Genomic DNA, 14,527 nt, shown 5'->3' with positions numbered 1-14,527 from the left:
TGTACTTGAATTATTTGATAATTATGATACAATAAGTGAGATTGTTATAGATTGCAGCATGAGAGTGGGCCTTGGCCCACTCTCAATTGTTGTGGGGATAATATTTTACAGAAAGGTGGTCGTATTTACGAAGAGAGCGGATATTGAAGCAAAGACGGAGGCACTTGTGATGCCGATCATTGAGGCGAACAATCTGGAGCTTGTTGATGTGGAGTACGTCAAGGAAGGCAGTGATTATTACCTCAGAGTGTATGCAGACAAGGAAGGTGGCATCACGATCGGTGATTGCGAGATAGTGAACAGAGCACTTGGAGACCTGCTTGACCAGGATGATTATATAGGAGATGCCTATATACTGGAGGTCAGCTCACCGGGGCTTACGAGACCACTGAAGAAAGAGAAGGATTTCAAGAGAAGCATAGGTAAGGTCGTGGAGATCAAGACATTTGCCAAGGTGAATGGTGCAAAGGAATTCGAGGGTGTGCTCAAGGCATATGATGAGAATACAGTTACCATTGAGCTTGAGGATGAGACAGAGATAACAATAACGAGAAAAGATATTTCCATGATACGATTAGCATTTATATATTAGGAGGATAAAAAGGTGTCAGAGATCATTGAAGCATTGAATCAGCTTGAGAAGGAGAGAAACATTAGCAAGGATGTTCTGCTTGAGGCTATAGAGAGATCACTCAAGACAGCCTGCAAGAAGGATTTCAATACAGACGAGAACATTACAGTTTCACTGGACAGAGAGACTGGTGAGTGCCATGTATATGCAGCCAAAGAGGTTGTTGAGGAAGTTGAGAATCCTGCATGCCAGATAACACTGGAGCAGGCCAAGATGATAAGCAGCAAGTACGAGATAGGTGATACAGTAAATATAGAGATCACAACTAAGAACTTTGGAAGAATCGCAGCCCAGCGTGCGAGAAATGTCATCGTTCAGGCGATCAACGAGAACGAGAGAGCAGCTATATACGATCACTTCCATATGAAGGAGAAGGATATCGTAACAGGAATCGTTCAGAGACAGGTTGGAGACAGCGTGAATGTGAGCCTTGATGACAAGACAGAGGCACTCTTAAAGCCATCAGAGATGATCGAGGGAGAGAGCTACGAGAGAGGCGACAGAATAAAGCTTTATATCACAGAGGTCAAGAAGACAAACAGAGGACCAAGGATCACTGTATCAAGAACTCATCCAGAGCTCGTCAAGAGACTTTTTGAGAAGGAAGTAACAGAGATCGCAGACGGAACAGTTGAGATCAAGAGCTTCTGCAGAGAGGCAGGATCAAGATCTAAGATCGCAGTATGGTCAAACGATGAGAACGTCGATGCAGTTGGAGCATGCGTAGGAATCAATGGTGACAGAGTAAATGCTGTCGTTGCAGATCTGAACGGTGAAAAGATCGACATCATTCCTTGGAGTGAGAACCCTGCTGAGTTTATTTACAATGCGCTCAGTCCTTCAGATGTTGAGGACGTATCCGTTGATCTTGATGAGAAGACAGCATTTGTCGTAGTACCTGATACACAGCTTTCACTTGCAATCGGTAAGAAGGGTCAGAATGCCCGCCTTGCAGCAAAGCTGACAGGATACAAGATCGATATCAAGAGCCATTCAAAGGCTGAGGAGATGGGTTACTTTGATGAGCAGCCAGAGGATGAGTACGATGAGAACTTTGATTCTTATAACGACGATGAATATTATGATGAAGTAAGCGAAGATAAAGATGCCGATGCTGCTTCATTTGACATAGATGAAACAGTAGACACAAACGACGAAGAGTAATCATTTGCATTGATGTAGTGGCACATGATAGAGAATAGGGAGTGATGAGATGGCAAAGAAGGTACCTCTGAGGCAATGCCTTGGATGCCGTGAGATGATGCCGAAGAGTGAGCTGATAAGGATAGTCCGAAGCAATGACGGGCAGTTCGCAGTTGATGCAACCGGCAAGCTCAACGGAAGAGGCGCTTATATATGCAAGAGATCCGAGTGCCTTAAGAAGGCGGTTGGAAGCAAAGCACTTGAGAAGGCTTTCAAGGTCAGCATACCTGCTGAGGTGTATGAACAATTAGACAAGGAGCTGCGTGACATTGAAGAATAACAAGATCTACTCGTTAATTTCTCTGTGTGCCAGAGCCAGAAGGCTGTGCAGTGGCAATTTCTCAGTAGAGAAAGCAGTTAAGAATCAGAGCGCGTACGTGGTCATTGTGGCGAAGGACGCTTCTGACAATACGAAGAAACTTTTCGACCAGAAATGTAATTATTATGGGATTCCTTATTATGAGTACGGGACAAAGGATGAGCTTGGCAAGTACAGTGGCAATGAGATGAGAACATCCATTGCGATACTTGACGAGGGATTCGGGAATCAGATCATAAAGTACATGAATGTAAATGAAAACATGGAGGTGTAACATTTGGCTAAAATCAGAGTACACGAATTATCAAAACAGTTAAACATTTCAAATAAAGATATCATAGATACACTTGGCGCAAAGGGAATAGAGATCAAGAGTCATATGTCCAATCTGGACGATTCGATGGTTGGAATAATTAAGGCTAAGTTTGGAGCAAAGACTGCGCCAAAGGCCGAGGCTCCAAAGGCTGAGACCCCAAAGCCTGCAGCACCAAAGCAGGAGGCTCCAAAGGCAGCGCCTAAGACAGAGCAGCCAAAGCCTGAGACAGCAAAGCCTGCTGCAGCTCCAAAGGCGGACGCGCAGAAGCAGAATCCTTCAAGGGATGACAATTCAGCAGCCAGACAGGGTTCTGGCAATCATGTAAGATTTGCCAGGGAGGACAGAAACGGCGGCAAGATGAATAACAACGGTAACAGAGTCAGATTTAACAACGACAGACAGGGCGGTTCAGACAGAGCCAGATTCAGCAACGACAGGAACCAGGGCGACAGAAATCAGGGTGACAGACCAAGATTCGGCAGAGATGGCCAGGGCGACAGAAATCAGAGTGACAGACCAAGAGTAGGCAGAGACGGTCAGGGCGACAGACCAAGGTTTAACAGAGATGGCGACAGAAACCAGGGTGACAGACCAAGAGGAGGCAGAGACGGCCAGAATGACAGACCAAGGTTTAACAGAGATGGTGATAGAAACCAGGGTGACAGACCAAGAGGAGGCAGGGACGGCCAGGGTGACAGACCAAGGTTTAACAGAGACGGAGACAGAAACCAGGGTGGCGGACGCTTCGGCAATGGAGATAGAAACCAGGGCGGAAGAGGCTTTAACAGAGATGGTGGCAACCGTTTCAGCAACCGTATCAATATGCCATTTGGCAAGGATGACGAGGATGACAGCCCAGCTCAGAAGAGAGCACCATTCAAGAGAGAACGCAAGGACTTCGATGCGAAGGAGATGCCGGGTAAGGATTTAAAGAGCCAGAACAGAGATAACTACAACAGAGATAAGAACAAGCCACGTAAGGGCAACAGAAGATCACCTGAGGAGGTCGAGGCTGATATCAGCAGACTTGCGAAGAATGTGAAGAACAAGCCACAGAAGAAGCAGCAGACTGTGCAGGAGGATCCGGATGCAATCAGAACCATCACACTTCCTGAGGTTGTAACACTCAAGGAGCTGGCTGATGCGGTAAAGACTCCTGTAACAGCACTTATCAAGAAGCTGTTCCTCGCAGGTAAGATGGTCAATGTGAACTCAGAGCTTCCATTTGACGAGGCTTCAGAGATCGCACTTGAGTACAACTGTATAGCTGAGGAAGAGGAGAAGGTAGATGTGATCGAGGAACTCCTGAAGGAGGACGAAGAGGACGAGAAGGACATGGTTCCAAGACCTCCAGTAGTCTGCGTTATGGGACACGTTGATCACGGTAAGACATCACTCCTTGATGCGATCAGACAGACAAAGGTTACATCGGGCGAGGCTGGTGGAATCACACAGGCGATCGGTGCATCTGTTGTCGATGTAAATGGCCAGACCATCACATTCCTTGATACTCCTGGACATGAGGCGTTCACAGCGATGCGTATGCGTGGTGCACAGAGTACAGATATCGCTATCCTTGTTGTAGCTGCCGATGATGGTGTTATGCCACAAACAATCGAGGCTATCAACCATGCAAAGGCTGCCGGAATCGAGATCATAGTAGCGATCAACAAGATCGATAAGGAAAGTGCGAATATAGAGAGAGTTAAGCAGGAGCTCACAGAGTACGAGCTGATCCCAGAGGATTGGGGCGGTTCAACAATATTCTGCCCTGTATCTGCACATACTAAGGAAGGTATTGACAATCTCCTTGAGATGATCCTCCTCACAGCGGATGTGCTTGAACTTAAGGCAAATCCTAACAGAAAGGCAAGAGGTATCGTCATCGAGGCCGAGCTTGACAAGGGACGTGGACCTGTTGCAACAATGCTTGTACAGAAGGGAACACTCCACGTTGGAGATTACATTGCTGTAGGAGCATCACACGGTAAGGTGCGTGCCATGACCAACTCAAGAGGTGAGAGAGTTACAGAGGCTCTTCCATCAACACCTGTACAGATCCAGGGTCTCAACACAGTTCCTGATGCAGGTGAGATATTCATGGCAGTTGACAATGAGAAGGAAGCAAGGACCATATCAGAGACATATATCTCACAGGGTAAGGAGAAGCTTCTTGCAGATACAAAGCAGAGAATGTCACTTGACGATCTGTACAGCCAGATCCAGGCCGGCAACCTCAAGGAGCTCAAGATCATCATCAAGGCAGATGTACAGGGTTCAGTTGAGGCCGTTAAGCAGAGCCTTTTAAAGCTCTCAAATGACGAGGTCGTTATCAAGTGCATACATGCAGGTGTAGGTGCTATCAACGAGTCAGATATAATCCTTGCATCAGCATCAAATGCCATCGTAATCGGTTTCAATATCAGGCCGGATGCGAGAGCAAAGGATATGGCTGACAGCGAGGGTGTAGATGTTCGTCTGTACAGAGTCATATACAATGCAATAGAGGATATTGATTCAGCAATGAAGGGTATGCTTGATCCTATATATGAGGAGAAGATCATCGGCCACGCTGAGATCAGACAGACATACAAGGCTTCTGGTATCGGTGTCATTGCCGGTTCATATGTTCTCGACGGAACAATCAACAGAAACTGCAGCGTAAGGATTACCAGAGAGGGCAATCTTATATTTGAAGGAAAGCTTGCTTCACTCAAGAGATTCAAGGATGATGTCAAGGAAGTTAAGTCCGGCTTTGAGTGTGGTATGGTATTCGAGAACTTCCAGGACGTTGCAGAGGAAGATCAGATAGAGGCATACGAGATGGTAGAGGTGCCTAGAAAGTAGTAATAGATATGAGAAAAAACAGTGTAAAGAATAACAGGATCAACGGTGAGGTCCAGAGAGAACTCAGCAGGATCATCAGCCGTGAGATCAAGGATCCAAGAATATCACCTATGACTTCGGTCGTTGATGTGGTTGTCACACCTGATCTCAAGTTCTGTAAGGCATATATCAGTGTCCTGGGTGACCAGGATGCTGTTGATTCCACATTTGCAGGGTTGAACAGCGCAATGGGATATATCAGAAGAGAGCTTGCTCATTCTGTAAATCTGCGCAATACACCGGAGATAACATTTATCATGGACCAGTCCATAGAGTATGGTGTCAGTATGTCCCACAAGATAGATGAGGCTCTCGGAAAGCATGGCGATGCTGACGAGAGTACAGATGAAAACTCGGAGAGTGAAGATGAGTTTGAAGAGTAGGATATAATATGAGAATTTAAAAGGAGGTATATCATGAACGATCTTATAAGGGAGATAGAGAACGCAGACAGCATAGCCATAACAGGACATATCAATCCTGATGGTGACTGTATAGGTTCAACACTTGGAATGTATAACTATATTACAAGCAATTACCCTGACAAGAGGGTTCAGGTATATCTTCAGGAATTCCCGGATGTGTTCATGTTCCTGAATGGTGCATCTACTGTAAAGCATGAGGCAGATGACGAGACCTATGATCTGTTTATGTCGCTTGACTGCGGAGATATGGACAGATTCACACCATTTGTCAGATATTATGAGACTGCGAAGAGAACCTTGTGTATAGACCACCATGTGTCCAATAAGGGTTTTGGAGATGTATGTTATGTGGAAAGTGGTGCGTGTTCTGCTGCGGAAGCCATATTCAAGCTCCTTGACGCTGATAAGATCAATCAGAAGTGTGCAGAGTGCCTGTATACCGGAATAGTCCACGATACGGGAGTGTTTAAGCACAGCAATACAACAAGGGCAGCCATGACTATAGCGGGAATTCTTATAGAGAAGGGGGCAAGACCAAGCTTTGTCATAGATGAGACCTTCTACAAGAAGACGCTCATACAGAACAAGCTTCTGGGCTATGCTCTTCTCAATATGAAGCAGTTTGCAGGCGGAAGGATAACCCACACTCTTCTGACAAAGGAGGACTTTGACAGATTTGGTGCCAGCAAGATGGATACGGATGGAATCGTGGATCAGCTCAGACTGACATCAGGTACTGAGGTTGCTTTCTTCATGTATCAGGCTGGTGAGGATAATTACAAGATATCCCTCAGGGCAAATGATATCGTGAACGTGAGTGAGATTGCGTGCAGCCACGGCGGTGGCGGCCATGTGAAGGCTGCGGGATGCAATATGTCAGGTGATCCGGAAAAGATCGTAGCTGAGATCGTGGCAGATATAGAGAAACAGCTTGGATAGGATTGGTAACAGTTATGATAGATGGATTTATCAATATATATAAGGAGCAGGGGTTCACGTCATTTGATGTGGTGGCAAAGCTCCGTGGTATATTAAAACAGAAAAAGATAGGTCATACCGGAACTCTCGATCCCATGGCGGAGGGAGTTCTTCTTGTGTGTCTGGGAAGTGCTACGAAGATGTGCGATCTGCTCACTGAGAAGAACAAGACATACACATGTACCATGCTTCTCGGAAAGACCAGCGACACCGAAGACGTGACAGGAGTCATGACAGACGTGACAGATGTATATCCTGATGAGAAGACAGTCAGGGCTGCGGTGATGAGTTTTGTAGGCGATTACATGCAGATCCCGCCTATGTATTCAGCCATCAAGGTAAATGGTAAGAAGCTCTATGAGCTGGCGAGGGCCGGACAGGTTATAGAGAGAGAGCCGAGACCGGTCACGATACATGGTATCACCGTACAGTCGGTAGAACTTCCGAGGCTGACATTCGATGTGAGCTGTTCCAAGGGAACATATATCAGAAGCCTGTGCAGGGATATAGGAGAGAAGCTTGGCTGCGGTGCGGTGATGGAGAAGCTTGTCAGAACCGAGGTGAAGGGCTTTACTATAGAGGAAAGTCTGACACTTGATGAGGTGGAGAAGGCAAGGGATGACGGGACACTCATGCAGCATGTGCTCACAACAGACAAGCTTATGCCGGATATTCCAGAACTCCATATATCAGCAAAGGGTGAGAAACTCCTTGCAAATGGCAATAAACTTTCTGCGGATTCATTTATGGAAGATCAGATATACAGGGACACATATGTCAAGGTGTACGATGAGAACGGGAGATTTGCGGCACTGTATGAATACAGTGATGAGAAGAGGCAGTATGTGCCATTTAAGATGTTTCCGGTGAGCAATTAAGGACAGACAGTTATGATTCATATAAAGGATACAAAGAAGATACAACTAAATAGCACAGAGCGCACGGCGGTTGCACTGGGAAAGTTTGATGGCATACACCAGGGGCATATGTTATTGATAGAACAGGTGCTCAAACTGCAGAAAAAAGGCTATATGGGTGTCGTGTTCACATTTGACATGAGGGAGAACCATGTGTTTGATGTGAGCAATATGAAGACCATATACACATCTGACGAGAAGGCACAGGTGGTATCGGATACCGGAGTTGACGTCCTGGTTGAATATCCGTTTGACGATGCATTTGCGGCTACAGAGCCGAAGGCTTTTATCAGGGATATACTGGTGGGTATGATGAGAGCCGGATATGTGGTGGTTGGAAGCGATTACAGATTCGGCAGAGACAGAAAGGGCGATGTGGATACCCTCAGAAGCTATGCGAACGAGTATGGATATAAGGTCATAGTCATAGACAAGCTGGAACAGGATGACGAGGTGGTCAGCTCAACTGTCATCAGGAAGAATATTTCTGAGGGAGATGTGAGGTCGGTCATTCCGATGCTCGGTAGACCGTACAGTATGACAGGTGAAGTGGTGTCCGGTAAACAGCTTGGAAGGACAATAGGAATACCGACTGCGAATATGCTGCCGGAGGAGCGCAAGCTGTACCCGCCGGCTGGTGTGTATGCTTCAAGGATCAGGATAATCCGGGGGAAGCATACGGGATATGAGGATCCTTTCAGAGTCTATATGGGAATCACCAACATAGGAGACAATCCTACAGTCAACGACAAGGGAAATATCACCATAGAGACGAATATCTTCGACTTTGACAGGAACATATATGGACAGGTCATCAAGGTGGAGCTTATCGAGCAGATCCGAGGTGAGAAGAAATTTGGAAGCCTGGATGAGCTCAAGGCCCAGATGACAAATGACATAGAGAATTCAAAGAGAATACTTGGAAACAAGGTGTTGGTAAAATAGCACAGAAAACATTGGTAATTATGCGGATAAATAATGACGGATTATTGGGTCGCATGAAGATGTTTTCTGTGCTATATTTTTAATAATAGGGTATTTTTTTCTGGTAGAAAAGGAAGTACAAGGAGGAAAAGGGAAATGAGAAAGAAAGCAGCGAGCAGGATCCTGGCATATGTTCTCACCTTATGCATGATCATCGGCAATATAACATGGCCGGAGATCACAGCTAAGGCGGAGACCATAACGCTGGATCTGAAACCGGACACCGGTTGGAAGACGGTGACTGCGGCAACAGATGAGTGGAGTGATTATGGAAAGGCGGAGATCAGATTTTCGCCTTCATCAGATCTGGCATCCATGAAGGCTATTGCGGATGCGGGATACAAGACGCTCAAGATCACATATGCGGTTGACACATTTACCGCTGCAAGTGGACAGAATGCGGGAGTTATGCCATTTGCATCATATGGATCTTCATGGTCGAATAATGACAAGTGGATAGATCTGTCCAAGAGCGGTCAGTTTGAGACCGTACTTGATCTGTCATCTATCAGCACAACAAGCACGGAGAAGGTGGCATTTGGAATACAGGTTGCCAATCTTCAGGAAAACAGCACGATCAAATTCAAGATCGTGTCAGCGGTCCTCTCAGGAACAAAGAGCACCTCTGGTGGCTCATCAGGGGAGTCAGATGGTTCAGGCGACAGCGGATCAGGCAGTGTGGACCTTGATTCAATTGGAAACACAAGTTCAAGCGTAACCGCAAGCCTTGCCGATGGAGATGGAACAGCCAAGGGAGACGGCTACTACGAGACAGAGATAACGATAAATAACAAGAGCAATTCATACATAGCAGACTGGATAGTGGTGGCTGATGTGAATGGTTCGGTAACTGCAGTTAAGGATTACAGCAGCTGGTCAGCCCTCAAGGGTGTATTCAGTGATGGGAAGCTGTACATATATCCAAACACATCAAAGAAGTCAGGTGCAATAAATGCCGGTTCGAGCGTGAGCTATTCAAAGCTTGGCTACACAGGTACGGCAAACGGTGTGTCTATAACAGGTGTTAAGGTGTACTACAGCTCACAGTCAGGTGCATTTGACTCATTTATCGGTTCGCTTTCATCATCATCTGGCGGAGCCGGGGACAACACAGGTGAGATCAATACGGATGTTGAGTACAATTATGCAAAGCTTCTTCAGGAGTCACTGTATCTTTATGATGCGAATATGTGCGGAAGTGATGTATCTGCAAAGAGTGAGTTCTCTTGGAGATCAAACTGCCATACTGAGGATGCAAAAACAACATATAATGGAAAGACTGTGGATGTCAGCGGTGGATACCATGATGCGGGAGATCATGCCAAGTTTGGTCTGCCACAGGCATATTCGGCTACGGTCCTAGGACTTGCTCACATGGAGTTTGCTGAGGCATTTGCGGATACTGCTACAGAGGCACACTACAAGAGGATCATGGACAGATTCGTTAATTATTTCGAGAGATGCACAGTCCTTGGAAGCGATGGTTCGGTTCAGGCTTTCTGTTATCAGGTCGGTGATGGAAATGTAGATCATGGATACTGGGGAGCTCCGGAAAAGCAGTCGTCTAGAAGTGGACAGGCAACATTCACATCTGATTCGGATACGTGTACAGATATCGTTTCAGAGACAGCGGCGGCACTTGCGGCATATTATATAAATTACAAGGATAAGAAAGCGCTTTCCTATGCGGAGAAGCTTTTCACATATGCGGATACTAAGGCTAAGAAGAACAGCTCGGGTCCGGCATCTGGTTTCTATAACTCAGATTCATGGGAAGATGACTATGCCCTTGCGGCGGCTCTTCTGTACAAGGCTACAGGTAAATCAGCATATGCAACAAAATACAATAATGTATATGGTGGCAGAACAAATCCTAACTGGGCTCTTTGCTGGAATAACGTGGCTCAGGCGGCTCTGCTCTACAGTCCTAATTCATCAAAGAAGAGTGTGTTCGTGGAGAACCAGTCAGGACTTATAGCAAGCAAGACACAGTCAGGAGATAACAACTTCTGCCTGATAGACAGCTGGGGATCAGCGAGATATAACACTGCTCATCAGATGACAGGTCTCATGTATGATACTATATATGGAAAGAATGATTATTCATCATGGGCAAATGGTCAGATGAAGTACATACTTGGCAACAATGCAGGTTCAAAGTGTTTCGTTGTCGGTTACAACAAGTATTCATCAAAGTACCCTCATCACAGAGCCTCAAGCGGATATCAGGGTTCTGTGACTGGAAATGCATATACAAAGCAGGCACATGTACTAGTCGGCGCTTTGGTTGGCGGCCCGGCGGGTTCGAGTACATCCTATGTAGATAGCTCAGAAGATTATAACCAGAACGAGGTTGCACTGGATTATAATGCAAGCCTTGTGGGTGCAGCAGCCGGACTTTATCTGTATGTAAAGAACAGCGGAACAGATGAGGAGAAGACAGCGCAGAAGGTAGTTCCAAAGAGCGAGGTGTCGTCAGAGCTCAGGACGATCAGCGGGGAGTTAGGTGGAAATGTCACCACAGAGACTACGACAAAGACCACTACCACAGAAAAGGCAACAAAGAATCCTTCATCTGGATCCAGCACGGGTTCGACAGGATCAACATCAGGTTCAGGTACAGGTTCATCAACAGAAAAGACTACAGAGTCTTCTACGGAAACTCAGGTTATACCAGTCAAAGGTATCACATTTGACAAAACGGCACTTACTATGAAGGTAGGTGAGAGTGGACAGATAAAAGCCACAGTCACACCAGCGGATGCGACAGACAGCTCACTCGTGTGGACAAGCTCTGACAGGACAAAGGTATCGGTTCAGAATGGCAAGATAACGGCACTTGCAGCCGGAACGGCCACCATCACCGCAAAGGCAAAGGATGGTTCAGGCGTTAAGGCTGGGTGCAAAGTAAAGGTTCTTGAACCGGGAAAACTGTCATGCGAAACTTCTGGAAAGGCATGGAATGCTCTTGTCTATGGATACGGGGATGTTTCTTCAGAACGCATAGGCTTAAGTAATTGTGGCGAGACTGAGCTGAGCGATGTGAAGGCGAGTCTCAAGACCGGAAGTAATTTCCAGATCACAGTATATCCTGCAGGTCAGATAGCAGCCGGACAGGAGACCTCTGTTGAGGTGAGACCTGTGACAGGCCTTGCTGCAGGAAGCTATAGCGATACACTTGTGATCACAACAGCAAATGGAACAGCGAATATACTTCTTAAAGCGAAAGTCGCAAAGTCTGAGAACACAGCTAGTGTGTCACTTGCCAAAAAGGCAGTTTCATCATTATCTGTAACAGTTGAGAGCTATGTATCAGGTACAAATACAGGAGTTGAATATGCAATATCTACAGTTCCTGTCGATGACGCGGATAGTCTCACATGGCAGGACGGCGCATATTTTGCAGGACGCAAGGCATTTACAAAGTATTATGTATATGGACGAATGAAGGCAACTTCAAATCTGAATGCCGGTGCAATGAGTAAGGCACTTGAGATTGTGACACTTGTGTCAGATCCATACACAATAGATGTTGGACGACTTGGCGACAGTGAATATGTTGGAGCTTTGGTAGATGGCAATGGCAATCCAACTGTAAGAGTGTCTGAGTCCGGTGAAAATATACTGGTTTCATTTACACAGAGCGGTGATTATACTGTGACGGGCGATGGCGCAGATGTGGCGGTTGATACCGGAAAAGCAGGCAGTATCACGATAGACAGTGCTGTGTTAAAGAAACTCACAGTAGGTTCAGGCAATTCTGGAACATTCGTGATCAGTGTGCTTGGAAACAATATCGTCTCAGATGGAATCAAATGTATGGAGAATTCTGCGGGATCAGGTGTTGTGAAGATAAATGGAAATGGCGATTCATCAGTGATAGTCTCATCAACACCGGATGCTCCGGCGGTGAAGGCTGACGGAGATGTTGAGATATCAGGCATAAAGATAAAGTCTGAGGGTAAGGGCGTTGAATCAGCTGGCACAGTGAAGATATCCGGTGGCAGCAACAAGATAGAGGCAGTGTCGGAGGCCGTTGCAGCGAAGGATGTCGAGATGACAGGTGGCTTGCTTGATGCCACATCCACAGCTCTTGGCGAGGATGAGTCGGTTATATCAGCGGATAATTCTATAAAGCTTGTAGGCGGAAAGATCACAGCAGATGCATCAGGTTCAAGTACAGGTGGATCATTTGGTGTCAGATCAGACGATGGAAAGATCATAGTTGACGGAGATGCCGTTATAGGCGGAGATCCGACGTATTCAAAGGATCCTGTAGACAGCACGGGTGAGAGCATTGTTATGGTCAAGGTGACATTTGTCGATGAGAATGATGATCAGATCTGTGTATCGTCATTCAACAAGGGTTCAATACTTGATATCTCAAAGCTCGATATAACTACAAAAGATGGTGTAGCTTACTCAGCATCAAAGCCTGGGTACAGCCTGACATGGACCGACAATGCAGGTAAGACATATGTGGCCGATGCGTTGTATGGAGCCGTGGATGGAGATATTACACTGAAGGCTGTGTGGACATGGATAACGGTTGACATATCTAAGAGCGCAAAGGTAATTTATAAGGCGACACAGAAGGCATCCTACAAGGCTACATATACGGGAGCGAAGATAACTCCTGCAGTAGTGGTTAGTGTCGGAAATACCACACTTGTATCTGGCACAGATTACACAGTTACATATTCATCGAATATAAATGCCGGAACAGCCCAAGCGGTCGTAAAGGGCAAAGGAAAATACAAAGGCACGGTTACATTGACATTTGCCATTGCAAAGAGAGATATCAAAAAGGCAAAGGTGGCTGTGTCAGCAAAGGTTCTGTATACAGGCAAGGCTGTAAAGCCAAATACCAAGGTGGTGTATGGCAAGACCAAGCTCACATTGAATAAGAACTACAAGATAACATGCTATTCCAATAAGAACTTCGGCAAGGCAAAGGTCGTCATAACCGGAATTGGCAACTATGGTGGAAGTGTGGTGAGATACTTCAATATAGTTACAAAGGCTGGAAAGGTATACACATACGGAAACTATAGATACAAGATAACAAATGCATCCACAAGCGGAAGAGGAACAGTAACTCTTGTGTCAGCTGTCAAGAAGACAACTTCTGTTACAGTGCCGGATGCGATAAAGCTTGGCGGAAAGACATTCAAGGTCACTGCCATAGGAGGCGGAGCATTCAAGGGCAATACAAAGCTTGCAAAGGTTGTTATAAGCAAGAATGTAAAGACCATAGGTTCAAAGGCATTTTACGGATGTAAGAACCTCAAGGCACTTGTGGTGAGAAACACAGCCATGACCACAAAGACGGTAGGAGCTGCTGCCTTTACAGGAACATACGCAAAGATGACCGTAAAAGTACCGGCATCAAAGCTTGCTTACTATAAGAAACTTCTGGTAGCAAGGGGTGTGTCTAAGAAAGCGGTTATCAAAAAGTAAGATATATTCAATAAAATAATTTCTTTATAGACATTTCAGAAAGATCCAGACATGACGTATAAGTTGTGCCTGGATCTTTTTTCTATAGGTAGAGATGGGGGACGGAGGTGCTTAACATAAAACAGGCAAAGAGTTTGCTGAATGGTATTGCCTAATATTTTGCTTTGAATGGTTTACAAAATGATTTGCGCTTCAAAGTTTTATGTGACAAACGTAACATCCTATGATATTATAAAAAAGATATAAGCGAAAATGACTTTTGCAGAAAGACGTTTTAAAGATATGGAACGATCTTAGTACAAATGAGCAGGAAACAGTGATGTCAATGTTGTGTGGACTTAGGAAGTAGAAGAACAGTTCGAATGTATATATCGGCTGTTCTTTTTTTGGGCATAAGTTTAAAAGTTA

10 protein-coding genes are annotated in these 14,527 nt (G+C 45.7%); all 10 read left to right on the top strand.

Annotation, left to right across the window (positions count from 1 at the left end; all coding sequences use genetic code 11):
- Positions 1 to 169 precede the first annotated feature (169 nt).
- The 10 genes from rimP to DXD11_RS03940 all read left to right on the top strand — a co-directional run bounded on the left by rimP (position 170) and on the right by DXD11_RS03940 (position 14,119).
- Positions 170 to 592 carry a ribosome maturation factor RimP gene (gene rimP / locus DXD11_RS03985; protein WP_055144996.1) on the top strand — a complete coding sequence of 141 codons (423 nt, stop codon included), beginning with the start codon at positions 170 to 172 and terminating at the stop codon, positions 590 to 592.
- Between the two features lie 12 nt (positions 593 to 604).
- Positions 605 to 1,795, top strand: coding sequence for a transcription termination factor NusA (gene nusA / locus DXD11_RS03980; protein WP_117549056.1), 1,191 nt, complete (start codon positions 605 to 607; stop codon positions 1,793 to 1,795).
- Positions 1,796 to 1,844: 49 nt separating this feature from the next.
- The gene (gene rnpM / locus DXD11_RS03975) at positions 1,845 to 2,114 is read left to right on the top strand and encodes an RNase P modulator RnpM (protein WP_015534837.1); all 270 of its coding nucleotides are present in this window, start codon (positions 1,845 to 1,847) and stop codon (positions 2,112 to 2,114) included.
- A complete protein-coding gene (locus DXD11_RS03970; RefSeq protein WP_082418050.1) occupies positions 2,098 to 2,427 on the top strand; it encodes a L7Ae/L30e/S12e/Gadd45 family ribosomal protein in 330 nt (109 codons plus the stop codon). Before rnpM ends, DXD11_RS03970 begins: the two co-directional genes overlap by 17 nt.
- Before the next feature lie 3 nt (positions 2,428 to 2,430).
- The gene (gene infB / locus DXD11_RS03965; RefSeq protein ID WP_118757810.1) at positions 2,431 to 5,316 is read left to right on the top strand and encodes a translation initiation factor IF-2; all 2,886 of its coding nucleotides are present in this window, start codon (positions 2,431 to 2,433) and stop codon (positions 5,314 to 5,316) included.
- 8 nt (positions 5,317 to 5,324) lie between these two features.
- Positions 5,325 to 5,738, top strand: a complete 414-nt coding sequence (rbfA, locus tag DXD11_RS03960; RefSeq protein WP_015534838.1) for a 30S ribosome-binding factor RbfA — start codon at positions 5,325 to 5,327, stop codon at positions 5,736 to 5,738.
- A gap of 33 nt (positions 5,739 to 5,771) precedes the next feature.
- Complete coding sequence (locus tag DXD11_RS03955) at positions 5,772 to 6,719, top strand: DHH family phosphoesterase (RefSeq protein ID WP_118757809.1); 948 nt, start codon at positions 5,772 to 5,774, stop codon at positions 6,717 to 6,719.
- 14 nt (positions 6,720 to 6,733) lie between these two features.
- Positions 6,734 to 7,636 (top strand): tRNA pseudouridine(55) synthase TruB, encoded by a 903-nt coding sequence (gene truB / locus DXD11_RS03950; RefSeq protein WP_118757808.1) that lies wholly within the window; start codon positions 6,734 to 6,736, stop codon positions 7,634 to 7,636.
- A 12-nt stretch (positions 7,637 to 7,648) separates the two neighbouring features.
- Positions 7,649 to 8,620: a bifunctional riboflavin kinase/FAD synthetase gene (locus DXD11_RS03945; protein WP_118757807.1), complete on the top strand. Its 972-nt coding sequence runs from the start codon at positions 7,649 to 7,651 to the stop codon at positions 8,618 to 8,620.
- A gap of 135 nt (positions 8,621 to 8,755) precedes the next feature.
- Complete coding sequence (locus DXD11_RS03940) at positions 8,756 to 14,119, top strand: glycoside hydrolase family 9 protein (RefSeq protein WP_118757806.1); 5,364 nt, start codon at positions 8,756 to 8,758, stop codon at positions 14,117 to 14,119.
- The last annotated feature ends 408 nt before the right edge of the window (positions 14,120 to 14,527 follow it).

Source organism: Coprococcus sp. TF11-13 (assembly GCF_003481085.1).
GTDB lineage: Bacteria > Bacillota > Clostridia > Lachnospirales > Lachnospiraceae > Coprococcus > Coprococcus aceti.
The sequence above is the reverse complement of the archived record's forward strand: the minus strand, read 5'-3'. Positions and strand labels throughout refer to the sequence as shown.